This window comes from Psychrobacter sp. 1Y10 (genome assembly GCF_052259005.1).
In the GTDB taxonomy this organism is placed as follows: Bacteria; Pseudomonadota; Gammaproteobacteria; order Pseudomonadales; family Moraxellaceae; genus Psychrobacter; species Psychrobacter saeujeotis.
Window position 1 is genome coordinate 1 of sequence record NZ_JBQQES010000008.1, and the last position, 23,724, is coordinate 23,724.

At 42.7% G+C, this 23,724-nt stretch carries 20 protein-coding genes; 10 read left to right on the forward strand and 10 right to left on the reverse strand.

Translation table 11 applies throughout. The annotated features are described in order from the left end of the window. Positions 1-238: 238 nt before the first annotated feature. Complete coding sequence (locus ACTXGH_RS10565; protein WP_439263186.1) at positions 239-811, reverse strand: DNA glycosylase; 573 nt, start codon at positions 809-811, stop codon at positions 239-241. A gap of 357 nt (positions 812-1,168) precedes the next feature. On the opposite strand from ACTXGH_RS10565, the gene upp reads away from it, so the two are divergent. Then, positions 1,169-1,816, forward strand: a complete 648-nt coding sequence (gene upp / locus ACTXGH_RS10570) for a uracil phosphoribosyltransferase (RefSeq protein ID WP_299220918.1) — start codon at positions 1,169-1,171, stop codon at positions 1,814-1,816. Between the two features lie 64 nt (positions 1,817-1,880). Beyond that, positions 1,881-2,633, forward strand: coding sequence for an SDR family NAD(P)-dependent oxidoreductase (locus tag ACTXGH_RS10575; protein WP_439263170.1), 753 nt, complete (start codon positions 1,881-1,883; stop codon positions 2,631-2,633). Between the two features lie 25 nt (positions 2,634-2,658). On the opposite strand, the gene ACTXGH_RS10580 is transcribed toward ACTXGH_RS10575, so the two are convergent. Further along, positions 2,659-3,339 carry a hypothetical protein gene (locus tag ACTXGH_RS10580; RefSeq protein WP_439263168.1) on the reverse strand — a complete coding sequence of 227 codons (681 nt, stop codon included), beginning with the start codon at positions 3,337-3,339 and terminating at the stop codon, positions 2,659-2,661. Between the two features lie 203 nt (positions 3,340-3,542). Here ACTXGH_RS10580 and ACTXGH_RS10585 point away from each other — a divergent pair, with 203 nt between their 5' ends. Both ACTXGH_RS10585 and ACTXGH_RS10590 read left to right on the forward strand, forming a co-directional pair. Further along, a complete protein-coding gene (locus tag ACTXGH_RS10585; protein WP_439296521.1) occupies positions 3,543-4,499 on the forward strand; it encodes an alpha/beta fold hydrolase in 957 nt (318 codons plus the stop codon). A gap of 244 nt (positions 4,500-4,743) precedes the next feature. After that, positions 4,744-6,084, forward strand: coding sequence for a hypothetical protein (locus ACTXGH_RS10590; protein ID WP_439296520.1), 1,341 nt, complete (start codon positions 4,744-4,746; stop codon positions 6,082-6,084). Positions 6,085-6,179: 95 nt separating this feature from the next. Here ACTXGH_RS10590 and ACTXGH_RS10595 read toward each other — a convergent pair whose 3' ends face one another. Together ACTXGH_RS10595 and tyrS are read right to left on the reverse strand one after the other, a co-directional pair. Next, the gene (locus ACTXGH_RS10595; RefSeq protein WP_439296519.1) at positions 6,180-6,407 is read right to left on the reverse strand and encodes a DUF1653 domain-containing protein; all 228 of its coding nucleotides are present in this window, start codon (positions 6,405-6,407) and stop codon (positions 6,180-6,182) included. A 127-nt stretch (positions 6,408-6,534) separates the two neighbouring features. Beyond that, a complete protein-coding gene (gene tyrS, locus ACTXGH_RS10600; protein WP_439296518.1) occupies positions 6,535-7,746 on the reverse strand; it encodes a tyrosine--tRNA ligase in 1,212 nt (403 codons plus the stop codon). 119 nt (positions 7,747-7,865) lie between these two features. On the opposite strand from tyrS, the gene ACTXGH_RS10605 reads away from it, so the two are divergent. The 3 genes from ACTXGH_RS10605 to ACTXGH_RS10615 all read left to right on the forward strand — a co-directional run bounded on the left by ACTXGH_RS10605 (position 7,866) and on the right by ACTXGH_RS10615 (position 11,752). Then, positions 7,866-9,182, forward strand: coding sequence for an anhydro-N-acetylmuramic acid kinase (locus tag ACTXGH_RS10605; RefSeq protein ID WP_439296517.1), 1,317 nt, complete (start codon positions 7,866-7,868; stop codon positions 9,180-9,182). Positions 9,183-9,445: 263 nt separating this feature from the next. Then, positions 9,446-10,801: a beta-ketoacyl-ACP synthase II gene (gene fabF, locus ACTXGH_RS10610; protein WP_439263159.1), complete on the forward strand. Its 1,356-nt coding sequence runs from the start codon at positions 9,446-9,448 to the stop codon at positions 10,799-10,801. 174 nt (positions 10,802-10,975) lie between these two features. Next, positions 10,976-11,752 carry a hypothetical protein gene (locus ACTXGH_RS10615; RefSeq protein WP_439263157.1) on the forward strand — a complete coding sequence of 259 codons (777 nt, stop codon included), beginning with the start codon at positions 10,976-10,978 and terminating at the stop codon, positions 11,750-11,752. A gap of 119 nt (positions 11,753-11,871) precedes the next feature. Here the strand turns inward: ACTXGH_RS10615 and ACTXGH_RS10620 are convergent, their stop codons facing one another. From ACTXGH_RS10620 to ACTXGH_RS10640, 5 genes are all read right to left on the reverse strand, one after another. Then, positions 11,872-13,689: an aminopeptidase P family protein gene (locus ACTXGH_RS10620; protein ID WP_439296516.1), complete on the reverse strand. Its 1,818-nt coding sequence runs from the start codon at positions 13,687-13,689 to the stop codon at positions 11,872-11,874. A 353-nt stretch (positions 13,690-14,042) separates the two neighbouring features. Continuing rightward, positions 14,043-15,608: a peptide MFS transporter gene (locus tag ACTXGH_RS10625; protein WP_439263155.1), complete on the reverse strand. Its 1,566-nt coding sequence runs from the start codon at positions 15,606-15,608 to the stop codon at positions 14,043-14,045. Positions 15,609-15,884: 276 nt separating this feature from the next. Beyond that, positions 15,885-16,364 (reverse strand): hypothetical protein, encoded by a 480-nt coding sequence (locus ACTXGH_RS10630; RefSeq protein ID WP_439296515.1) that lies wholly within the window; start codon positions 16,362-16,364, stop codon positions 15,885-15,887. A gap of 135 nt (positions 16,365-16,499) precedes the next feature. After that, on the reverse strand, positions 16,500-18,074 hold the full coding sequence (gene lnt, locus ACTXGH_RS10635; protein WP_439296514.1) for an apolipoprotein N-acyltransferase: 1,575 nt from the start codon (positions 18,072-18,074) through the stop codon (positions 16,500-16,502). 338 nt (positions 18,075-18,412) lie between these two features. Continuing rightward, positions 18,413-19,312, reverse strand: coding sequence for a CBS domain-containing protein (locus tag ACTXGH_RS10640; RefSeq protein WP_439263149.1), 900 nt, complete (start codon positions 19,310-19,312; stop codon positions 18,413-18,415). A 287-nt stretch (positions 19,313-19,599) separates the two neighbouring features. Here ACTXGH_RS10640 and ACTXGH_RS10645 point away from each other — a divergent pair, with 287 nt between their 5' ends. Beyond that, positions 19,600-20,874, forward strand: coding sequence for an Lnb N-terminal periplasmic domain-containing protein (locus ACTXGH_RS10645; RefSeq protein WP_439296513.1), 1,275 nt, complete (start codon positions 19,600-19,602; stop codon positions 20,872-20,874). Positions 20,875-20,919: 45 nt separating this feature from the next. On the opposite strand, the gene ACTXGH_RS10650 is transcribed toward ACTXGH_RS10645, so the two are convergent. After that, positions 20,920-21,477 (reverse strand): YcgN family cysteine cluster protein, encoded by a 558-nt coding sequence (locus ACTXGH_RS10650; RefSeq protein WP_439296512.1) that lies wholly within the window; start codon positions 21,475-21,477, stop codon positions 20,920-20,922. A 165-nt stretch (positions 21,478-21,642) separates the two neighbouring features. On the opposite strand from ACTXGH_RS10650, the gene ACTXGH_RS10655 reads away from it, so the two are divergent. Both ACTXGH_RS10655 and ylqF read left to right on the forward strand, forming a co-directional pair. Further along, positions 21,643-22,380 (forward strand): dienelactone hydrolase family protein, encoded by a 738-nt coding sequence (locus ACTXGH_RS10655; RefSeq protein WP_439296511.1) that lies wholly within the window; start codon positions 21,643-21,645, stop codon positions 22,378-22,380. A gap of 295 nt (positions 22,381-22,675) precedes the next feature. Then, a complete protein-coding gene (gene ylqF / locus ACTXGH_RS10660; RefSeq protein WP_439296510.1) occupies positions 22,676-23,629 on the forward strand; it encodes a ribosome biogenesis GTPase YlqF in 954 nt (317 codons plus the stop codon). Positions 23,630-23,724: the final 95 nt, after the last annotated feature.

The following is a 23,724-nucleotide window of genomic DNA, read 5'->3' on the forward strand; positions in this document are numbered from 1 at the left end:
AAGGACCGATTTGTTCAGTGGTAAACCACTCTCCAATCACCCTTCCCTTTCGACTGGGTGGCATTATACGCGCTTTTAATAGGGGGTCAAGAAGATTATATATTGTTTTTATTATTATTCGATAATACAACCAATATCTTATTCTTATCAATAAGTTAGCAATAAAAATATTTTTATTCTACTTTATATACGATTTTATCAAAGGATATTCTTCTTACAACCTTCGTAATAGAGCACTTTATACTTTACCTACCTTTTCAAAAAACGCTTTATAGGCAGCAATTTTTTTATCTAATGCTAATGGATAAGCGCGTGAAGTAGAAGGTAGTCGATATAAGGTTAAGTCATCCACTGTAGTCGCTGTTAGATCAGAATTTTCGCTTTGCCCCTTATAAGGGTAAGCCATACTTTGATTGGTCTTTGGATGTTTCGACTTTGGTAATGAGCTATCCAGTAAATCAATTAAAACTTCTGTGGCTTTGCCGCCTGTTGTAAACAGCGCCTGCACTTTGGGAACTCTTGGCAAAATGTCATCTAAATTAACGGGAGTGACGACGGTTAAATTTTTGTCAGAAGCATTACCCGTTTCTCGAATCGCTTGCTTGACCGTTGGGCACGAAGCAATGCCACGTTCAAACAAAAAGTTGCGAATACGCTCAGGATCAAAACGCTTTTCATCCCCTACTCTAAAATAGTTTACATCGTCAAAAAATACGCCACCATAAATGCGCCACATATCATTATAGAAGTTGGGATAATGAAAGCGCATAGCCCATTTGTCAGCGGTAGGCGGAAATGTCCCCATCATCATGACCGTAGCATTGGGTGGCAAGACAGGCTCGAAAGGGTGGGTTTCTATCGGTGTTGCTATTGATTTTGTCGATATTGGGCTAGGATTTGACTGGTTTTGGATACCAGATGGTTGTTTGGTCATAAGATTCTTCATCGGAAAAGTGGTTTTTTTGCTATCATAACAGGCCTAAACACGACTTCACTTGTCATAGCGCTATATAGCCGAATAGGTTTGGCTTAAAACTGGTTATTTAAGCCTCAATCTTACTATTTCTACGCTTGGTATAGCGTTAAGTGCGGTAAGTGTTTGTATCTTTTATACTAATAGCAATCGCAGTAACTGCGTGTGCATCAGCCTACAACCAAGAGAGTATTTATGAGTGACTTAAAAATTACTGTAATTGATCATCCGTTAGTCCGTCATAAACTCAGCCTAATGCGTGAAAAAGACTGTAGTACTTATAAATTTCGTACATTGACCAAAGAGCTTGCTCGTTTAATGGCTTATGAGGCAAGTCGCGATTTTGAAATTGAAACTTTTCCTATGCAGGGTTGGTGCGGTGAGATAGAGGGTGAGCAAATCATCGGCAAAACGGCAACCATCGTTCCTATATTACGTGCTGGTATTGGCATGCTTGATGGCGTACTTGACTTAATCCCTACTGCAAAAATCTCTGTCGTAGGTTTACAGCGCGATGAAGAGACCTTACAACCAGTGCCATTTTTTGAAAAGTTCGTCAGCCATATGGACAAACGCCCAGCGCTTATCGTTGATCCCATGCTTGCCACTGGCGGTTCGATGGTTGCTACTATTGATATGTTAAAAAGAAATGGCTGTAAGAGTATCAAGGCTCTCGTATTGGTTGCGGCACCTGAAGGCGTACGTTTGGTGAATGAAGCTCATCCTGACGTGACTATCTATACGGCTGCATTGGATAGTCATTTGGATGAACACGGTTATATCATCCCGGGTCTTGGTGATGCAGGCGATAAAATCTTTGGTAAGCAGTTATTTAACAAATAATCCAAAAAGTAGTCGTTATAAGAATCGTGACTACAGCTTACGACAGCAATGATAAGGATATAAAATGAACGTATTGATTACAGGCGCAAGTGCTGGTTTTGGTAAAGCGCTGGCTGAACGTTTGGTTGCCGAAGGTCATCACGTAATTGGCTGTGCCAGACGACTTGATAAACTAACTGCAATGGCTGAAACGTTAGGCGATTTATTTTTACCGGTCGTCATGGATGTCGATGATACGGCCTCTATTCCAAAAATTATTGCGGATTTGCCCGATGGCTTTAATCAGCTAGATGTCTTGGTCAATAATGCAGGTCTAGCACTTGGTACAGAGCCTGCCCAAAGTGCCAATCTTGATGATTGGATGAGAATGGTCGATACCAATGTTAAAGGATTAATAGCTCTGACCCATGCGGTGTTGCCAGCGATGGTCGCACGCGATAGTGGCTATATTATCAACGTCGGCTCTATAGCTGGTAGCTGGCCTTACCTTGGTGGGAACGTCTACGGCGCGACCAAAGCATTTGTAAAACAGTTCAGCTTAAACTTACGCGCGGATCTGATTGGCACCCAAGTACGCGTAACCAATCTTGAACCAGGCAATGTAGCAGGTACGGAGTTTTCAAACGTCCGCTATCATGGCGATGACGATAAAGCGGCCAAGGTCTATGACGGCTTTACAACCATGACGGGTGAAGATATTGGCGATATTTTACTATGGCTGATTGAGTCGCCTGCGCACATTAATATCAACCGTTTAGAAGTCATGCCAGTCGCGCAAACTTTTAATGGTTTAACGATAGCTAAGCAAAACTCTTAGTCTATAAAGTTTTATATATAAACCATCAACGCAATTCATAATAACGCAGTACTACGGCGGTGTCATTTAGCATCGCCGTAGTAGTTGGCGTCTCATTATCTAAAACTTGCTCATCAACCAAACGCAAATCATTAAAATCCAGGATAAGTACTTCATTGCGGGTGCGCTCACTGGTACGCTTATTATGACGTATTGGAAACCCGACCACTTGCTTACCAATGACCTTTATCTGATTTATGATCAAGGTTTGACTGTCTTGTTGTCCTAATTTTAGCGCATTCTGCTTGGCTTTTTGAGCACCCAAGACGGCGGTAGCAGGATTAACAGTGGTGGTAAATAACTTATCGAGTCGTGCGCTTTTTGGCATAGTACCTGCGATAAATAATACTTGTTCTAACGGTAGATACTGCGCATGACGTAACAGCTCAGCGCGAAACAGCGCTGGCATATCCATATTAAAGCTGTCTTCAGTTTGACGATAAAATGCTTCAAAACTACGCTGAATATAGCGCCCAAATACGGTAGCATTAATCCAATCTTGATACGTATCATTTGCCAGTAATCGTTTGGTAAAGTCGTTGGGTTCTAACGCCAGATCACCCGTCAAAAGCGCCATTAATAAACCATGTGGATCCGTAAAAGTCAGCTGGCTCCAGACCTGAGGATAAAGGCTACTATCAAGACTGGATAAGGTCGCTCTACTCATAAATTTTTATTTCCTTCTTACATTGAATTATTATTTTGACGACATGGCTCTAATAGATATTTTTATACTTATATTATTGTTAAATAGGCTTTTTTTACTATAACACGCCTTACTAATATAAAAATGTTTTGTGCTGAGCATTTTAATATTAAAATTATAAAATGAACCTCCATAAATGAAATGAAAATAAGAAGCTGCCGCCCATGATAAAAGACTGGCTAAAAATACCGTCACAATACCAATTACAGACTTTGAGCATCATCAAGACTGACGATACCATTATTCCTGTCTCTGTGATTGGCAAAGGCAGACCTGTCATTTTGCTCCATGCGTATGGCATGGATGCGCGCGAGTTTTTACCTTTTATATTGCCGCTTACTGGCAAATACAGGTTTTATCTTCCGCATTTTAGAGGCTTTGGAGAAGCGAAGTCTATTCATTTGACGCAATTTGATTTTGTACGCCAGTATGCTGACGATATCAACACCGTGATTGAGCAAATTTGTCACGACCTTAAAATAGAATCTTTACCGGTTGCTGCTATCTCTATGGGCGCGCAAGTAATGTGGGGATATTTTGAGCGTTTTGGTATGTCACGGGTCAGCCGTTATATGAATATCGACCAAAGTCCTGCGATTCATAATCAGGCTGATTGGCAAGGCGGCTTATTTGGTGAGCGGCAGCAAGAAGTGTTTGATATATTTCATGAAGTGGTAGATATGACACTGCCTTATGCTAATGTTGACAGCTTTACGCACCTACCATTTACGATTAAACGTCAGGTCACAGATATTGAGCGGCTATTTTCTTTACTATCAGTAAATCGTACACGCTCAAAAGCCATCGTCCAGCTTTTAACGCATCAAAATGATCATAAGCTGGTGTTTTATAACCACAGTACTTGGCAACATAAGATGCGCTGCTTACAAGCGTATTTAAAGTTAGAGTACGATTTTCGAGCCGTTATAGAAAAAGTTACCATTCCAGTGGTGAACTTAGTTGGAGGTCGCTCAACGCTCTATGATTCTAAGTGGCAGCAAGAAGTGACCCGTATGCTACCTAATGCAACTGAAATCGTTTTGCCGCGCTCTGGTCATGCGGTGCCGATGGATGAGCCGATTGCCTTTTATCAGGCATTAAAGGTGTTTTTAGAGAGTTAGTTCTGAATATATAAAGTCATATTTTTATTGTAAGATGGCAAATTAATTAAAAGTATTTGACTAATGTTCAACTTAATGTTTAAATACTATTATCTTCTGAAAAGAAGGTTGAGAAGTACTGGATAGTACACAAGTGTAAAATGTATGAATAAATGGCTGCTACTTTCAGGCCATATCTAATCAACGCGTCTACTGCTTTCTATTCAGCTTCTTATAATTAACTTTAATTATATGAGGCAGTCCTATGATAAATCATAATTCACAAGTTCTTAAAACAGTCAATAGCGCTGATTTTAGTTTTAATGGTATAAATAAAACTTTATGTACCATCGATCCTAAAAATATGGCTGAACTTTTAGATCATCTTGACCTTACGGCTAATCCACGCAGTGCCACAAAAAATCAAATAGTTAAATCTATTGGTGATTCTCTAAAAAACTCTCCTGAATACATGGTCTTTAAAACAAAAGGTCTTCTTATTGCTTGTCAAAATTTCGAAATATTGCAAAGAGGAAGGTATCGCCTAAACTTTGATGAGAATTCAGTTACAGATGGTCTTTTAGATGGAGGGCATAATGTACTTGCGATCGGCATCTTTATTCTAGAAGAGTACTTCGCACAGAAAGATAAACCTATCCCTAAAGATGTTAGAAAGATAAAAAGATGGGTTGATTTTGTCGAAGTCTGGCAGAAATACAAAAACGATTTAACTGATTTTATATCTACCTTAGAGTTCCAAATACCAGTGGAAATAATATATCCGCAACACGGCTCTGAAGATGTATTTGCAGACAAAGTTTTCGAGATTTCAGATGCTAGAAACAATAACAACTCACTAACCGATGGAACTATGGCTGATCATCGTGGTTATTATGACATATTAAAGAAATTTGTTGATCCAGTAATTAATGATTGTATCGAATGGAAGGACGGCGAAGCAGGAAAATATATTAAGAGAGATGATATTGTTGCATTATCCTTGATTCCTTTCATAGCTCTTCAGCGTGCTGGAAAACTAGATCACATAAACGTTGGGAATATCAATCCTATAAGTATTTATAGTAGTAAAGGAAGTTGTACTGCAACCTTCTCAAAACTTATTGAAGAGTTAAAATTAAATGATGATATCGTCGATGACTTGGAATTACCTCCTTTAATAGAAAGTGCCTTCTCTCTTATGAAGGATATTCCTTATCTTTATGACTTAATATATTCAAAATTTCCTAACGCTTATAATGATGTATCTCCAGGATTTGGTCGGATTTCGAAAGTGAAAGAGACTAAAGAGAAAAAATCAAAGACTAAATACTATAAGTCTGATAGTGATTATCGCTATCCTGATGGCTTTATAGTACCGATTGTAGTGGCTTTGCATACTTTAATCGGTATTGATGGTGATAAAGTATATTGGAAAGTCGAAAATATAAGAGAGTTTGTTGAGAAAAACCTAAAAGGTAATTGTGAGATGTTAGTCAGTACCATTAAAGATAACTCCTACGATCCTCAAAATGTAGGTAAGAGTGCTGCTTCTTATAAAGGTATGGAAATGCAGTTCAACTTTGCTGTAATGAAAAGCAAATATTGAAAACATGAAAGTAAAGTATTAACTAAAGGCAGGGCTTTTAAACAAGCCCTGCCTTTATTCATTTAGAAAATTAAAAATATTTTTTGAGCTATAAACTAATCTGCTAGAGTCTTAATCAGCTCAAATCTTGGTATGGTCTTACCATCGCGAGTGATGGTTTCGCTAAACATCGAAAGTGGTCGTACCCATACGCCATACTCACCATATAGACAGCGATAAACCACTAGCCTTTCTTCCGTTTCGGAATGCTGCGCGGTATGCAACACTTGGTATAGGTTACCTTTGTAGTGGCGGTAGATGCCTTGTGGAATAGATTGGTTCATAAGTAACTCTTAGCCTTCCCTATAAATGTATGAGCTAAATACTGTCTCGTTATGTTCAAATAATAGAAATAGATAAGGCCGACAATCAATGTCGACCTTATTTATGCTCTTGATATTAAAAGCCCTATTATTCTACCGTTACTTTTGCATAGGCCTTTTTGCCTGCTTGAATAACAGCCGTCTGACCTGATGTTAAGCTAAAGCTAGCATCGACTACGTCACCATCTACTTTTACCGCACCACGTTTTACCATATCTTTGGCTGCTGAGTTGTTTTTGGCAAGTGCTGCCTGGTTTAAGACTTGGGTGATAAATAGCGCATCTTGCCCTTCTAGATCTAGCATAATTTCTGGCAGGTCGACTGGTAATTCGCCATCAGCTAAAACGTTGCCTGCAGATTTGTGCGCATTAGCTGCCGCATCAGCATCGTGGAAACGCTCGATTAATTCTTCGGCAAGGATACGTTTGATTTCTTGGGGATTGCGCCCGTTTTCCATCTCTGACATCAACGCTTCGACTTCTTCCATCGGCTTAAAGCTTAAAAACTCAAAGTAGCGACGAATTAAGGTGTCTGGCATAGATAGCAGTTTTTGGTACATGGTACCTGGTGCATCATAGATACCGACGTAATTGTTCAAGGATTTAGACATTTTATTAACGCCGTCTAACCCTTCTAAGATTGGCACTGTGATACAAACTTGCGGCTCTTGTCCATAACGACCTTGCAAAGTACGCCCCATGAGGATATTAAAGGTCTGATCAGTACCGCCAAGCTCAATGTCAGCCTTAAGCGCGATAGAATCATAGCCTTGTACCAATGGGTATAAAAACTCATGAATAGCAATGGGCGTTTGGGCGGCATAACGTTTAGAGAAATCATCACGCTCAAGCATACGCGAGACGGTAAGCTGGCTTGACAGCTGAATCATATCTCCTGCTGACATATCATTAAACCATTCAGAGTTAAAAACAATCTTGGTTTTTTCTTTATCCAAGATTTTAAAGACTTGCTCGGCATAGGTCTGAGCATTGGTTTTGATTTGCTCATCAGTCAATGGCGGGCGCGTGCTGTTCTTACCAGAAGGATCGCCAATCTTGGCCGTATAATCACCGATCAAAAAGTAAATCTCATGACCCAAATCTTGAAAATGCTTAAGCTTATTAATCAATACCGTATGACCCAAATGCAGGTCAGGCGCGGTAGGATCAAAGCCTGCCTTGATACGTAGCGGACGGCCCAGTTTGAGTTTCGCAACCAAATCCTCTTCTGATAAGATTTCTTGCGTACCGCGTTGCACAAGGGCAATTTGTTCTTCTAGGGTGTATGAATGGTCTGTCATGATGCTCTCTTTATTGTCTTTATTAAAAGGGTAACGCGTTTAGGCTATTTAAGACTTCGTAGCCTGTAAAAGATGTTAGAATTTGACGGATATACTAGCGTTTTTTAAGGTAAATTGCCATGACCAACCCTGCTCAGACCACGAATGATCCTGAAAACACCGAATTTTTAGCTGACTCATCTGATTCAGTAGGTAGTGACGACGATACAAACTACGCTGCACTGACTGAGGCGCTGGAGCAAACAGTGTTTGAAAGCTTTGACGACGGTCTATATATCGGTATGATGTCAGGCACTAGCTTGGACGGTATGGATGCAGTGCTTTGTCAGTTTAATAATGCAGGCAATACTCAACCACCGATGCAACTGTTGGCAACTTATAATCAAGATTTTCCGCCGCGACTGCGTGAGGTGCTCTTAGCGTTGTGCCAACCTAACGGTATCCAAGAGTTAACGTCAACCGCTGATGAACCAAACAGCGAATTGGACTGGTTTGGCTGGGTAAGTAAAGAATATGCTGAATTTGCAAGCGACGTGGTTAATACATTATTGAAGCAGTCAAATACTGATGGTGAGTCGGTGCTGGCAATTGGTTGTCATGGGCAGACGGTACGTCATCGTCCGCAATTGGGCTTTAGCTTACAACTACTCGATGCCAATGTCATCGCTGAGCGCACTGGCATTAGCGTGGTCAGCGACTTTCGTCGCCGTGATATGGCAGTCGGTGGACAAGGCGCGCCTTTGGTTCCTGCTTTTCATCAAGCATTGTTTGCCGCACCTGATAGCACACGCGTGTTATTAAATTTGGGCGGTATTGCCAATATAACCGTCTTGCCAGCCAATGATAGCCCTGTTGTTGGTTATGATACTGGCCCTGCCAATTTATTACTTGATGCGTGGACCGCGCTACATACCGATCACAGCTATGACGCGGGCGGCGCATGGGCGCAGTCTGGACAGGTCATTGAACCGCTACTCAATCAATTATTAGAGTACCCGTTTTTTGCGAAACCTTATCCCAAAAGTACAGGGCGTGAGGACTTTAACCTAGCGTGGCTACAAAGCGAGCTACAACACTTTGATCAGATTTCTGCCTCTACTCGCTACTCATCAGCAGATGTACAAGCGACCTTGACGGAGCTTACGGCTATCAGTGCTAGCATGCAAATTAACATGTTTATTAATGCACATGTAGATGGTTCGGTATATGTCTGCGGGGGCGGTGCATTGAATAATTACTTAATGACCCGCTTGCAAGCGCATCTGCCCCATTGCACAGTAGAGACTACGGCAAGTCTAGGACTTGAGCCAACTTGGTTAGAGTCTGTGGCCTTCGCTTGGCTGGCACGCCAAACTTTGATGGGTGAAACAGGTAACTTGCCAGCAGTAACAGGCGCAAGTAAAAGCGTGGTATTAGGGCAAGTATGTTTTGCCTAATAAGTAAATAAGTTGTTAGATTTAAAGAATATTTAAACGCGCAATGACTAGTAATTCAACAATATTGTGCTAACTTTTTGTTTTATCTTACTCTTGCGTCATCATTCTATGAATTATTAAGTTTACAGACGTGCACTTATGTGCTTTATAATAGTTGCTAAAGTAGCGGGATAACGCTATAAATAATATTGCGTAATTTTAGAATATTTACAATAAAACAAGTAGTCTCACCCTTTTAGGATCGCAAGTACAGGATATATCACATGAGCCAAAACAGCAGTTCACCGATACCGCAACATACCAACGCTGAATCAAAACGGCGTCGTAAGCCTCCTCATCATGAACGTCCTGATGAGATGCGTGTCGTCGTTACTGGTATGGGGGCTGTTACCCCGCTAGGTGTGGATGTTGAGAGCACATGGACACGGTTGCTCAATGGCGAAAGTGGTATTTCAACCATTTCACACTTTGATGCGACTGATTACCGTGCCCAAATCGCAGGTGTGATCAAAGACTTTGATACTACGCCATATATGAGCCCTAAAGATGCACGCCGTTATGATGCATTCATGCACTATGGTGTCGCGGCTACTGCAATGGCATTAAAAGAGGCTGGCTTTATTGAAGAAGTTAGCGCTAATGATACGCCAGTACAAAATGTCGATCAGGAGCGTTTCGGTGTCATATTAGGCTCTGGTATCGGTGGTATTCAGACTATTGAAGACAGCTGCGCTATGCTAACTGAAAAAGGCGCTAAAAAAGTATCACCATTTATCGTACCGGGTTCTATTGCCAATATGGCAGCTGGACTGGTAGCTATCAAACACAAACTTAAAGGTCCCAATCTTGCTACTGCAACTGCGTGTACGACAGGGACGCACGCTATCGGTTTGGCTGCACGTCTAATCGCTTACGGCGATGCTGATGTCATGATTGCTGGCGGTAGCGAGAGGGGTTCAAGCCCATTAGGTATGGCAGGTTTTGCGGCGATGCATGCGCTCTCTACCCGTAATGATGAGCCTACCAAAGCATCACGCCCATTCGATAAAGATCGTGATGGTTTTGTGATGGGTGATGGCGCAGGCGTATTGGTACTTGAAAGCCTTGCCCATGCTAAAGAACGCGGTGCAACTATCCTTGCTGAAGTCGTCGGCTTCGGTATGAGTGACGATGCCAGCCACATTACGGCACCTCCTGAAGATGGTAATGGTGCTGCTCGCGCCATGCAAAGTGCCCTTGATGATGCTGGTATCGAACCGTCAAGCGTCGGTTATGTCAATGCTCATGGTACTAGTACCCCTGCTGGTGACGTCGCTGAATCGATCGCTATTGAAACTGTTTTTGCATCCGTTAAAGACAGCATCTTGGTTAGCTCCACCAAATCTATGACTGGACACTTACTGGGCGCAGCTGGTGGTGTTGAAGCTATCTTTACGATATTGGCTTTGCAAAATCAGCACGTACCGCCAACGATTAATTTAGATAATGTCGAGGATAACTGTAATCTAGACTACGTGGCCAATCAATCACGTAAGGTTGATAATCTCAATTATGCAGTATCCAATAGCTTTGGCTTTGGCGGTACCAATGGCTCAGTGATTTTTGCACGTTGGTCATAATTAACGTAGTTGTTACAGTTATTGGGTCTTAGATGCATCCTATAATATCCATAAAAGCGAATAGGGCCATTGATGTAACGTCGGTAGCAGTTTTGCTACGTTTGTCCGCTTGCAACCCCTTATCATAGTTGCGTATGATAAGGGGTAATTTTTAGAAAATTTATGGAAGAGTCTATGTCAAGCTATTCGTTTTCGCATCAATTCTATCAGCGTTGGACGCGCGCGCCAGAGCAGATACGGGCCGCCATCGTCCAAGAGTTAACGGATATCACGACTCTGCTGCAAACAGACACCCCCTACGAAAGCTTTACCTTTAGTTTGCCAGACTTAGATGCACACCTTGATGAGCTATATAGTGCGCATAAAGCTGAGCAAGCGGCTGCAAAAGCGCTTGCTGATAAGCAAGCAGAACAACGTGCCGCTGCGGAACAACAACGCTTAGCTGAAGAAAAAAAGCTTGAAGAAGAAAAAGCACGTGATGTTGCAAAAATTGAACAAGAAGAAGCTAAAAAAGAAAAACAACAAGCAGAACAAGCTCAGAAAGAAGCGGATGAACAAAGCGGTGCTGAGCAAGAGAAGAGCGATACCGAAGCCGCTACGAACGACAAGCAAACTACGAGCGATGCACACAGTCCTACCAACAACGAAAAAAACGGTGTCAATGATCACTCTTATACGGTCAGTCAGACTGAAAACACTATCGTAAAACCTCAAAAAGGCGCAGCAATTGATTTGTCTTTTAAAAACCCAGAACTGACTGCTGCCCACGAGAGCTTAATTCAAGAGCTAGAGATGCATGTAGATGACTATCTGAGTGAGCAAATGATGCAAATATCTGAGGACTTAAAATCATGGTTACGAGCGGAAGTGGGTCAGCAGCTTGCCGGAATCACAGAAAAAAACCAAGCGGTTGAAGATATTGTTCAAGAAAATATGGCTAAAAAACACTAGTCTATTAACTGATTTATCGACAGCTTTTAGATATCCGTTAAAGAGCTCCATTAAAAAAGCCCCGTAAATATTTTTACGGGGCTTTTTGTATTTCAATCAAGCATTAACCAGTCTTTATTTTAAATAGCTTGTGTACGTTCGGTCAGCCATTCAAGTGCTGCACCTTCAACACGATCCTTTAGCTCAGCATAGACTTGGCTGTGATAATCATTGAGCCAATCGACCTCTACTTGGTTGAGCAAAGTTGTATCGAGCAAACGGGTATCAATCGGGCAATAGGTAATGGTTTCAAAGTTTAAAAATTCACCAAACTCAGTCTCAGTAGCATTTGCCACCGGCATATTGACTACTAAGTTTTCAATACGAATGCCCCACTTACCTTCACGGTATAATCCTGGCTCATTACTAGAAATCATCCCCTCTTTCATCGCACGCTCTTTTGGCGTACTGGCACTATAAGCGATGACTTGCGGGCCTTCGTGGACGTTTAAGAAGTAACCAACGCCGTGACCGGTACCATGACCGTAGTCCATTTGTGCCTGCCATAATGGTGCACGGCAGATTGCATCAATGAATGGCGAGGCAATACCATCAGGGAAGCTTGCACGCGCCAAAGCAATATGGGCTTTGAGCACCGTAGTAAAGTCGCGTTTGTGCTCATTGGTGACTGTACCAATGCCGACCACACGAGTGATATCAGTAGTGCCGTTTTGGTACTGAGCGCCCGAATCAATCAGTAGTAAGCCGCCCTCGCCCTCACTTACATCAAGGTAGCTAAACTTCTCTGGCGTCGCACGGTAATGCGGCAATGCACCATTTTCATTGAAGCCTGCAATCGTTGGAAAGCTTGGCGAGACATAATGCGGCTGCTGACTACGTACCTCAATCAGCATGCTATCCACGTCCAGCTCACTTAAACGTTCACCGTCTGCTAGACGCTGCTCAAAAGCAGCAAAAAACTCACTCAATGCTGCGCCATCTTGACGCATTGCCTCACGTACATGCTCAATATCAGCATCAGACTTAACAGATTTGAGTAATGTACTTGGTGCCATTTGCTCGATAAAGCCCACATCATCCGCCATTTTTGATAGCGTACCCACAGCAACTTTGCTTGGATCTAATAACAGTAGGTCTTCTGGTGTCATCTCGCTCAATGCGCCTTGTACGGCATCATAATCAGCTAACATGATACCACTATCTTTTAGGGATTTTTCAATATCGCTGCTGACTTTGTTATTATCAACGAATAGCGTCGCCTTATCGTCACTGATGAGCATATGTGATAAAAATACGGGGTTATAATCGACGTCAGCGCCGCGCAAATTGGTGAGCCAAGCTATATCATCTAGGCTTGATAGCAAATGATGCGTCGCGCCTGCCTCAGCCATACCTTCACGCACTGCAGCAAGTTTTGAGCTAGCGGACTGTGCAACGAACTGCGCACTATGCTGATATAAATCTGCTGATGGTAGCGCTGGACGATCTGTCCATATCTCTGTCAACACATCACGCTCGGTGATTAAGGTAATGTCGTTAGCATCGAATGCATTTAATAGCTTATCTTGCTCAGCGATAGACAGCACATTGCCATCCACGGCCACGCTATCACCCTCTGCCAAATGCGTAGCTAACCAGTCGATATGGTTTGGCTGACCAGGAGCAAGCTTTTCTAAGCTAATACCAGTACCTTCTAGCTGGTCAGCGGCGTGTACCCAATAGCGACTATCAGTCCATAGACCTGCAAAATCGGCCGTGACAACGAGTGTACCAACTGAGCCTGTAAACCCTGACAACCATAACCGCGCTTGCCAATATTCCGGTAAATACTCAGATAAATGCGGATCGGCTGACGGTACAATAATGGCGGTAAGGTCTTGTGCGACTAAAGTTTTACGTAAGCTATCGATACGATCATGTATGGCTTGTTTATTCATCGAATGTTTCCTTATTGATTTTAGAGAGGTTTTATCGTGAGGCGACTATGGTTAGTCGTCTTATTCGAGCGGGTAAATCTTGAGCATTAAGTAAACGATCAGTATTTAGATCATTTATATCTAGCACTAAGTTTTCATAAAAATTCAAATAAACGAGGCTAACTGCTACAAAGAGTAGTATAGTATTTTAGTAGAACATCATTAGATGTTTGGGCACAGCGCAGGCTTTCAATAGCTTAGACAAATATCTTAACAAGTAAACCAATAAGACGCGTTCCCACAACTGGTAACACGTCTTAAATTTGTCTTTTATTGAGCGTATAGCCTGTACAAAAGTAACGTTAAAGCGCTATTTATTGGACAGCCTTATCAGCATGCTCGCTCTTTTTGAGCATATTATTGATAGGCTTTGCTAATATTAACAAGATGGCAGCCGTCACCACCAAAAAGACGGTCATTGTAGTAAATAATGTTGGTAGACCTTCAATTTTATCAGCTGACACATTGCCGCCGAAGAATGCCGCAACCAAATTACCCATCGCTAAAGATGCAAAGAAAAGCCCCATCATCTGTCCTTGCATGCCCTTTGGTGCAAGTTTCGTCATTGACGACAGACCTACAGGACTAAGTGCCAACTCGCCAAGTGTCAAGAGCAGCAAGCTACCAACTAGCCATAAAGGCGATGCTAGGCCCGTATCATTGGTCAAAATACTTTTTGAGGCGATAATCATCAGACCAAAGCCTGCCGCAGCGAGTAACATCCCAAGGGCAAACTTCACCATACTACTTGGCTCAAGACCTCGGTTACCAAGCTTGACCCAAACAATACTAATGATGGGTGCTAAAAGAAGAATAAATAAAGGGTTAAGTGACTGGAACCAAATGCTTGGTATCTCAAAACCCAAAACGTTTAGATCAGTATAGCGATCAGCAAATAGATTAAATGATGTTGGCTGCTGCTCAAAACTTGACCAAAACAGCGTTGAGCCGATAATCAAAATGAAGCAAATCAGCAAACGCAGCTTATCGGTTTTATCCAGCCTTGGTGAAATAAACATAATCGCAAAATACAGTATCACCACACTTGCGATGATATAGGTCATATACTCTGCCACCATTTGCGGCTCAAACGGCATTATACCAGACGCGACCAGCACAACGACTGCGACCAGTAAAGCCACAAATCCTATGACCCAGCGACCGATGTTGTTAAAACGGTCATTTGAGCGCTCCCACTCAGCAGCGATGCCTTTTGCTTGTGCATAGCGTGTCAATGTCTTTTGAGCAGAAAAACGATAGATGAGTAGCGAGACCAACATACCCAGTCCACCAACCCCAAAGCCGACATGCCACATGCCTTGCTCTTTAAATACCCCAACGATAAGGGCAGCTAATAAAGCGCCGATATTGATACCCATATAAAATAGAGTAAAGCCACTGTCACGGCGCACATCACCCTTAGAGTATAACGCCCCAACCATCACCGAAATACAGGTTTTAAATAACCCCGACCCCAACACGATACAGATGAGACCAACGAAGAATAATGTCATACCGAACATTGCGGAGAGCGCGATACATAAATGGCCAAGCGCGATAATAATACTGCCCCACCATAATGCACGCTCTTGACCAAGCCAGTTATCAGCAAGCCAGCCACCTGGTACCGCTGCCAAGTACAAAGAGCCTGCAAAAATACCATAGATAGCAGAAGCGGTAACTTCATCGAAACCAAAGCCACCGCTTCCCACCGTCGCCACCATAAATAATACCAACAGCGGACGGATACTATAGTAAGAGAACCGCTCCCACATCTCAGTAAAGAATAAAGGGCGCAGCGGTTTGGGATGGCCCATAAACCCATTATCTAGTGCTTCTAGCTCAGTAGCACTAACCTCTGATTTTACTTCCGTGCTCATAAGTTTATTCCTTTGCGATACTACGATAGAGATGACCAAGTCCATCGCTAGTAAGACAGACAGTCATAAATGCGCGTTATTGTTTCATCAGATTACAAATATGTAAAGGAAAAGAATGTTCATTAATTGAACAGTCACTTACGAAAACATGAGACAAAAAAGCACCGAGCTATTAAAAATAATAGCTCGGTGCTTTTTAAAAACGCTACTACTTAACTATCTATCATGAAATACTAACGATAGTATTTAACCATTTTATCAAACAGTCTCATTAGTTTATTGAGCAGTAGTCGTATCTTCAGTTGTACCAGCCTCCAGATCACCGTCAGCTTGTTCTGCGGTGAGTTCGGTATCTTCAACCGCAGCTTGGCTCACTGTGCCAGAAGCAGTGGCTGTACCAGCTTCAGCGCTAACCACTGCACCGCTTGTGTCTTCAGCAGGCGTAACCGTAGCATCAGCGGCAGCTTCAGTCGCACTCTCGCCAGCACCTACTGCTGCATCGGTATCAGTGTCTGCTGACGCGGCTTCTGCAGTAGCAACAGCAGTATCAGTCACTACTGGCTCTTCAACAGCGATCGCTTCTGCTTCATCAGCCGCTGCCGAGGCTTCAGTCGTTTCAGCTGTGATGTGCTCACCTGCTGGACGCAAGAATGCTGAGATACCAATAAGTAAGACAATACCCAAGAACAAGGCAATGCCGCCCAAAGCATATATAAACTCTTTTTTTGGATTGTTGTTGACGATATCTTCTGACATACCTTATCCACCTTGCGCAAAATATTTGAAATTTTAGCCTATTATATCGCAATTTGTACCAATGTGTTAAAACCCTTAACTATTTGAAGGAATTATTATTTAGTACCTGCTTATAAGCCATTGACGATGTCCTTTTTATTTACCAAGACGAGCACGAGCGGCGGCGCGTTTGCCAAGGTAGCTCAGCAGTAATAATAGCGCAATGATGAATAAAATTGGATAATTACCAAAACGCATAAATGGTGTATTGCCAACCCGCGCTTGCACATCACCTCGTAATACGGTGCGCTCAAACTGCGGTGCGCGCTCAACGATACGGCCTTTATGATCGATGATAGCAGTCACACCTGTGTTGGTGGCTCGCATAAACCAGCGGCCATTTTCTAACGCCCGCATTTGTACCATTTGTAGATGCTGCAATGGACCTGCCGACGTACCAAACCAAGCATCGTTTGAGATGGTCAATAAAAAGTCGGTACTGATGGCGTTTTTACGAGTGGTATCAGGGTAAGCAACCTCGTAACAAACCGCCGCGCCTAGATTGTGTCCGCGTACCTGTAACGGTAATTGCTCATCACTACCGCGACTATAGCTCATGATGTCTTGGCTACCTGCCAAATTGGGTAGTATATCTAATAACCCCTCAAATGGAATATACTCACCAAACGGCACTAAACGCTGTTTTTTATACAAGCCTTCTGCATCCGCACCTAACGCAACGACACTATTATAAAATGGTGGGTACTTATCTTGAGTTGCATCAAACGCCGCCTCATCCTTATAAGGAATTCCTGTCACCCATGTAGTATCAGTGGCTTTGGCCATCTTTACCATCTCGCTGATAAAACCAACGGCCTCTGTCTGAAACATTGGAATCGATGATTCAGGCCAAAGGATAAGATCGCGTCCCCATTCCGTGCTGGTTAATTTGGCATAAATATTGAGCGTTTCTACTTGATATTCGGTCAACCATTTGAGATCTTGCGGAATATTGCCTTGAATTAATGATACGGACAAATCAGGCGTGCCTTTAGGCTTTGTCCACTGCGGGTTAATCAGCCACAATGACGTACTGATGATTAACAAGGCGATGGCAGCCACCATGTAACCGCCGCGACGGCGCAGCAGCTCAACGATACTTGCTGCCAATAGGATGGCGACAAAGGAGATGGCAAATACCCCAGCGATGGGTGCAAGTGACGACAACCAATACTGTTCAGTAAAGGCATAGCCGACGAACAACCACGGAAACCCTGTAAATAGCCATGTTTTCGTCCATTCTTGTAGTACCCAAAGCGCGGCAAACGATAAAGGCTGCTTACCGACTACACGATTAAACAACAACGCTAAAAAGCCATGGAACAACCCCATGCCTAGGCCCATAAGCGCAATCATAATGAGTGCAAGCCATGCAGGCGTCGCTCCATAAACGTGAATGGAGGTATACAGCCAAAATGCGCCGACGCACCAAAGCCCCGTACCGTATGCTTGTCCGATAATAAACGCACGTTTGCCAGTCATCGCTGGTAACAATAGACCATATAAGATAGCAGGTGACACTAGCGCTAGTGGCCAAATATCATAAGGTGCAAGTGCAAATATAAATATCGCACCTGCGAGCCAAGCTATCAAAATAGACAACCCAAGCGATAGTTGCTTGGGCTTAGTGGGGTTCAAACGCTTTTGTAAATCAACAGTAGACAGGCGCATAGCTATTATCCGAAACCTTATTATTCAAAACGTTAAATCTGAGATTATTTGTCCGACAACGGCTGTTTTTGACAGTGGTTGGCTGTCAATTCTCAAAATTAAGAATGCTTAAAATTAAATGCGCCCATGATACCAGTCTGTATTCATTAATGGGTAAATTTGCGTAGCAAAAAAAGCATAGGCTAAAAAGCAAAAAACACGACCGAAGTCGTGCTGTTGTCATATAAGCTCAATATAAATGCTCATGGCGTTTATCAGATATCAGATATTATATTGACTATCTAATAGTCGTCTACCTTAATAAACGTCTATCTCATCATCATACTATCATCGATACACTAATGGCTACCTATTAACAGGCGCTGAGTGTCGGTGGTCTTGGTCAGCTCTAGATTTTGAATAAAGCGTCCTTCTGCATCGATTACTTTGATTTCCCAATCATCTATTTGTACGCTCTCACCTTCTAGATCACCCACATAGCCAAGTGTTTGCATGACAAGACCGCCCATCGTATCGACATCGGTATCATCAAAATGGCTGCCCAGCTCATCGTTACAGTCTTCAATCACCGTAGACGCTTGTACTCGCCAAGTGTTAGGCTTTTCAGGATCGGCGATAATATTATTAATATCACTGTCTTCATCAAAGTCATCGTGCTCATCGACGATGTCACCGACGATTTCTTCTAACAAGTCCTCCATCGTGACTACGCCTGCAAAATTTCCAAACTCATCGACCACAATCGCCATGTGTACTTGAGTGCGCTGTAATGAGCGCAGTAACGTATCAGAGCGCGCAGTTTCACTAATATAGAGAGGTTGACGTACCAAGTCTTTTAGACGTTTGCTGTCGATTTTATCTTCTTGATCGCGCACCATATGAACAAGAATAGGAATCAAATCTTTGGCAAGTAAAATACCAATAACGGCATCATCGTCTTGACTGTCAAAAACAGGATAGCGTGAATGCGTGGTATCAAGGATAATGTCCATCACATCAGCAAGGTTGTTGCTTTCGTGCAAGCCAATCACTTGCGGACGCGGTGTCATAATTTCACGTACTTGTGTGGCTGGCAAGTCCAGTACACCTTCGAGCATATCAACTGTGTCTGGCTCTAAGAACTGACGGGAGTCTTGTACCAAACGAATCAATTCATCACGGGTTTCAGGGGCGGTCGATAGCCAGCGTTTTAAGCCGCGCATCGACCAACTACTCGGGCTTGGAGCGTCGTCAGACATGGCGATATGAGTTAACCTCTTTAGTTTAGTATAATTAATATATTAATAGATTGCGTCGTGAAGAGTAAAATAAACAAGCCTAGGTATCATTAATTACAAGTATCGTTAGTCACAAATATCACTAATAATAGGTAACATTGATCATTAAGGATAAATAGACCAGTCTAAATTAGCTTCACTTTATCGCAAGCCAATCAGACATTCAACGACAAATTTATCCAAATTGTATTGTCAGTGTGTTATAAACTTTGCTATCGTCAACGACTTTACTTACCTAGCCCACACTTATGTCGCTTCGCTCTCTTTTTTCTCGGCTTCGATCATCACGAAAAACCCCTCTTGACGCTTTTAAAGACAAGCACAACCTTGCACGTCAGACAAACGACTGGCGATACTATCTTGTTTCTTTTTTGGTCATTCTTGGTCTGTTGTTATCAGCATTATGGTTGCTGATGTTAATCTGGTATCAGCTTGGCGCATATAATCCTATAACTTGGGTGGCGTATGCGTTAGTTATCGGTTTGCTTACATCGCTACTGCTTGTAAAGACCAAACCAAGGCTTCCAAGTAAAGTTATTAACAACACGTTTAATCAGTCCTTTAAACAAAGAACCATCGTTACTTGGCTAGGTGGACTGTATGCGGCTGTCTGGCTGCTGGGTCTTGGGTGGTTTTTTTCTATTGAAGCCAAACAAAACCGCGACTGGATGCCTGAGGTTAGTCAAAGGGTCGCCTATAAGCGCGATGCGGCCAATCCTAATTTGATTACCTTTACCAATGTGCGTAATTTTGATTGGCATACTGACGAGGACGCGACTGCGCACTGGGAGACGCGTACAGTTGATATGTCTAAATTGTCCGGAGTCGATGTCATTAACTCTTATTGGATGGGACCTCTCATTGCTCATACCTTAGTCAGTTTTCGTTTTGAAGATGATCGCCCGCTTGCCTTTTCTTTTGAGATTCGTAAAGAAGATGGTGAATCGTTTTCGGCACTAGCGGGCTTTTTTAGACGTTACGAGCTTAGCCTCATTGCCTCTGAAGAGCGCGATATTATTTATACTCGTAGCAATGCGCGCGGTGAGCAAGTGTATTTGTTGCCTGTTAGCCATTTGCAGCAGTCGGAAGTCAGATCATTGTTTGAGTCGTACTTGATTGCAGCCGATGAGCTCAATGCTAAGCCCGCTTGGTATAATACCTTAACCAGTAACTGCACCAATATTATTTTTTATATGGCGCGCATCGTTAGCGGCGAACGTCTGCCATGGGATTATCGAATTTGGGTATCTGGCTGGTTACCAAACTATCTGTATGATGTCGGTATGCTAGATGCCAATCCCAAGAACAGTGGCCAGCCTTGGTCAATGGCTACCTGGTATGAGCATGCCCATATTAACCCAAAGGTTAGAGGTTTTGACAATCAGGCCGATCTAGACACTCAGGCTAATGGTAGCAGGTTTTCAGCTCAGATTCGCCAAGGTATTCCCATACCGCCGCTAGCAGACTCACAAGCCAAAGCTGACGCAGAAGCTAAGTCTGCTGCCAAGGCTTCTAATGATTAATGTTTTTGATAGCTAAAGATTTTGACAAACAAGGCGTCAAGACAACTAAGGCGTAACCCAGTTAACCACTCGCGTCTCCATCTCCTCATCAGAGATACCAATCTCAGAGATGCAGCGCCCTGCTACCCCGACATTGACCGCGCGCATTTGCTGCTGCGTTATGACGGCATCTTGAGTTAATAGTAGATGCCAGTCTGGTAGCGTTTGACCTTTATACAAACGTTTGTACGCGCAGTGCGCTGGCAACCACATCATATTGGGCAAATTCTCAATCGTCAGTTGAATACAATCAGGTACGTACTCTTGGCGCGTATCATAATGTCTACAATAGCCTGTCGCACAGTCCATGAGCTGACAGGTCACATCCGTATATTCGACCAGTTCTTCCTCATCATCATCGTCCATATATTTAATCAAACAACAACTGCCACAACCATCACACAATGCTTCCCATTCACTATGATTTAATTCATCTAGATTAAATCGGGTCCAAAACTGTGGACGTAGCGTTGCACTATCGGCCTCGTCGGGCTTTGTATTGGATGTTTTATCAGATACTTTTTTTGAAAATGAACTTGATGGATCTAACAAGTTTGGCCTCATGGAGTCATAGTAGGGTTTTATAAAGTCACAGTATCATTTTGATAAAGAGCGTTACAGTATTATAGCTGTTTTTGTTGGTCGTGGGCGTTAAGGTAGGACGAGTCAAACAATTGAACATGTACAAACCCCCTAAATAAAACTCACAATATAAAAAAGGATAATAATATGTCTATTCAAACTTATGAATTAGTCAGCACGACAGACAATGGCGTTGAGCTTATTAGCTATATTGCACTGCCAGAAGATGCTTCTGATACCAATCCAGCGCCTGGTATTATGGTCGCACCAGAGTGGTGGGGTGTGGTTGACCATCCTAAGACCATCACCGAAAATTTGGCTAAGGCTGGTTATGCAGCGGTGGCAATGGATGTCTACGGTGAAGGCAAACTGACTGCAGATGCTGCTATGGCCAATATGTGGATGGAACAAGTACTTGCAGACCAAAATATGCTAATGGCACGCTGCCGCTTAATCCTTAATGACTTTAGTAGCCAACTGGCAGTCAATGGCGATAACCTAGGCGCGATTGGTTATTGCTTCGGTGGTAAAGTCGTTCTTGATATGGCACGCGAGGGCATGCCATTAAAAGCAGTCGCTACTTTCCACGGTAACCCAGCAGCGAAACAACCTGCAGACAGTAACTTTAAAGCCAAAGTACTGGTTGCCCATGGTCGTGATGATTCTATGGTATCAATGGATGCAATAGAAGATCTAAAATCTGAATTGGACGCAGCTGACGTAGACTATACGGTTGATGTCTATGATAATGCTAAGCACGGCTTTACCAATCCAAATGCAGATGAGCGTGCCGCTAAAAATGATATCGATTTAGGCTACAACGAAAGCGCAGCTAAGCAAAGTTGGGAAAATATGCTCGAGTTTATGAAAGCAAATTTAGGGTAATTATTTAACAGTTTCAACTGATTACAGTGATCATAAAATTCAAAGCGGAGCATGATATTCATGCTTCGCTTTTTTTGTATAAAAAGCCCTTTATTAAGCGTGTAAATTCTTACCTGATCAAAGCTTTTTTTAAGACGCACTTTTGCAATAATACGTTTAGGCAAATTAAAATAAAGCGAGCAATCTACTTTAGGCGCATTCAACCCCTCATTGTGTAGTAAACTTGACCTCATCACAAAAGTAAAAATTTATTGTTCTACTTTTGGCACTCCATTTAAAGAAGGTTGTGATATCAATGAGTAACGCTAGTATCCAGTGGTTCCCTGGACATATGAACAAAGCCCGTAACGAGATTAAAGAAATTATGCCAGAGATGGATGTCGTCATCGAGGTCATCGATGCACGCATTCCATACAGTAGCGAAAACCCTATGGTCGCAGCGCTACGTGGACAAAAACCCGTCATCAAAATACTCAATAAAGCAGACCTCGCCGACCCTGATCAAACGCAAGCGTGGATTGAGTATTTAGAAAGTCAGGATCAAGTAAAAGCCATCGCTTTTGATGATAACAAAACCAACGACGTACATAAAATTGTCGAGCTGTGTAAGCGGCTAATCCCCAATAAAGTCGGCACTGGTAGGCAAATCAAGGTGCTTATCATGGGCATACCAAACGTTGGCAAATCGACTTTGATTAACAGCTTGGCTGGACGTAGCATCGCTAAAACAGGCGATGAACCTGCCGTGACTAAATCTCAACAGCTGATCAAAATCGATAACGACATCATGCTTTATGATACCCCTGGTATGCTTTGGCCAAAGATTGAAAACCCAAATTCAGGCTATCGCTTGGCGGCTACAGGTGGTATCAAAGACACCGCATTTGATTTCGCTGATGTGGCTGGTTACACCGCTGAATATTTAATTGAAGCTTATCCTGAGCTGCTTAAAGAACGCTATAAAATCGAAGATTTGCCCCAAACTGATTGGGAGCTTTTCGAAGTTGCTGGACGTAACCGAGGCCTGCTAAAAAGAGGCGGCATCGTTGATACTTACCGTATGTCTGAGATTTTGGTCAATGAGCTGCGCAGTGGCACCCTAGGGCGCATTACGTTAGAGACACCAAAAATGCGTGAAGTGGAGCTATTATTAGTAGAAGAGATACGCGCACAAGCGGAAGCGAAAAAAGAAGCCAAACTAGAAGAAAAGCGCTTACGCAAAAAACGGGCAAGAAAGAATCGGAAGTAATTCTTAAGATTATTTATCAGCGCGCTGGGTTCATCCTACAAAAATTTGAGTTTAGATATGACTTACGAGCTTAAGTGGTGGTTCCATGAAAATAG

What these genes read in the sequence shown, in the direction of transcription:
- ACTXGH_RS10565 (WP_439263186.1), bottom strand. Translation starts at nt 811, where the DNA reads ATGATGATGGGGACATTTCCGCCTACCGCTGACAAATGGGCTATGCGC.
- upp (WP_299220918.1), top strand. Translation starts at nt 1,169, where the DNA reads ATGAGTGACTTAAAAATTACTGTAATTGATCATCCGTTAGTCCGTCAT.
- ACTXGH_RS10575 (WP_439263170.1), top strand. Translation starts at nt 1,881, where the DNA reads ATGAACGTATTGATTACAGGCGCAAGTGCTGGTTTTGGTAAAGCGCTG.
- ACTXGH_RS10580 (WP_439263168.1), bottom strand. Translation starts at nt 3,339, where the DNA reads ATGAGTAGAGCGACCTTATCCAGTCTTGATAGTAGCCTTTATCCTCAG.
- ACTXGH_RS10585 (WP_439296521.1), top strand. Translation starts at nt 3,543, where the DNA reads ATGATAAAAGACTGGCTAAAAATACCGTCACAATACCAATTACAGACT.
- ACTXGH_RS10590 (WP_439296520.1), top strand. Translation starts at nt 4,744, where the DNA reads ATGATAAATCATAATTCACAAGTTCTTAAAACAGTCAATAGCGCTGAT.
- ACTXGH_RS10595 (WP_439296519.1), bottom strand. Translation starts at nt 6,407, where the DNA reads ATGAACCAATCTATTCCACAAGGCATCTACCGCCACTACAAAGGTAAC.
- tyrS (WP_439296518.1), bottom strand. Translation starts at nt 7,746, where the DNA reads ATGACAGACCATTCATACACCCTAGAAGAACAAATTGCCCTTGTGCAA.
- ACTXGH_RS10605 (WP_439296517.1), top strand. Translation starts at nt 7,866, where the DNA reads ATGACCAACCCTGCTCAGACCACGAATGATCCTGAAAACACCGAATTT.
- fabF (WP_439263159.1), top strand. Translation starts at nt 9,446, where the DNA reads ATGAGCCAAAACAGCAGTTCACCGATACCGCAACATACCAACGCTGAA.
- ACTXGH_RS10615 (WP_439263157.1), top strand. Translation starts at nt 10,976, where the DNA reads ATGTCAAGCTATTCGTTTTCGCATCAATTCTATCAGCGTTGGACGCGC.
- ACTXGH_RS10620 (WP_439296516.1), bottom strand. Translation starts at nt 13,689, where the DNA reads ATGAATAAACAAGCCATACATGATCGTATCGATAGCTTACGTAAAACT.
- ACTXGH_RS10625 (WP_439263155.1), bottom strand. Translation starts at nt 15,608, where the DNA reads ATGAGCACGGAAGTAAAATCAGAGGTTAGTGCTACTGAGCTAGAAGCA.
- ACTXGH_RS10630 (WP_439296515.1), bottom strand. Translation starts at nt 16,364, where the DNA reads ATGTCAGAAGATATCGTCAACAACAATCCAAAAAAAGAGTTTATATAT.
- lnt (WP_439296514.1), bottom strand. Translation starts at nt 18,074, where the DNA reads ATGCGCCTGTCTACTGTTGATTTACAAAAGCGTTTGAACCCCACTAAG.
- ACTXGH_RS10640 (WP_439263149.1), bottom strand. Translation starts at nt 19,312, where the DNA reads ATGTCTGACGACGCTCCAAGCCCGAGTAGTTGGTCGATGCGCGGCTTA.
- ACTXGH_RS10645 (WP_439296513.1), top strand. Translation starts at nt 19,600, where the DNA reads ATGTCGCTTCGCTCTCTTTTTTCTCGGCTTCGATCATCACGAAAAACC.
- ACTXGH_RS10650 (WP_439296512.1), bottom strand. Translation starts at nt 21,477, where the DNA reads ATGAGGCCAAACTTGTTAGATCCATCAAGTTCATTTTCAAAAAAAGTA.
- ACTXGH_RS10655 (WP_439296511.1), top strand. Translation starts at nt 21,643, where the DNA reads ATGTCTATTCAAACTTATGAATTAGTCAGCACGACAGACAATGGCGTT.
- ylqF (WP_439296510.1), top strand. Translation starts at nt 22,676, where the DNA reads ATGAGTAACGCTAGTATCCAGTGGTTCCCTGGACATATGAACAAAGCC.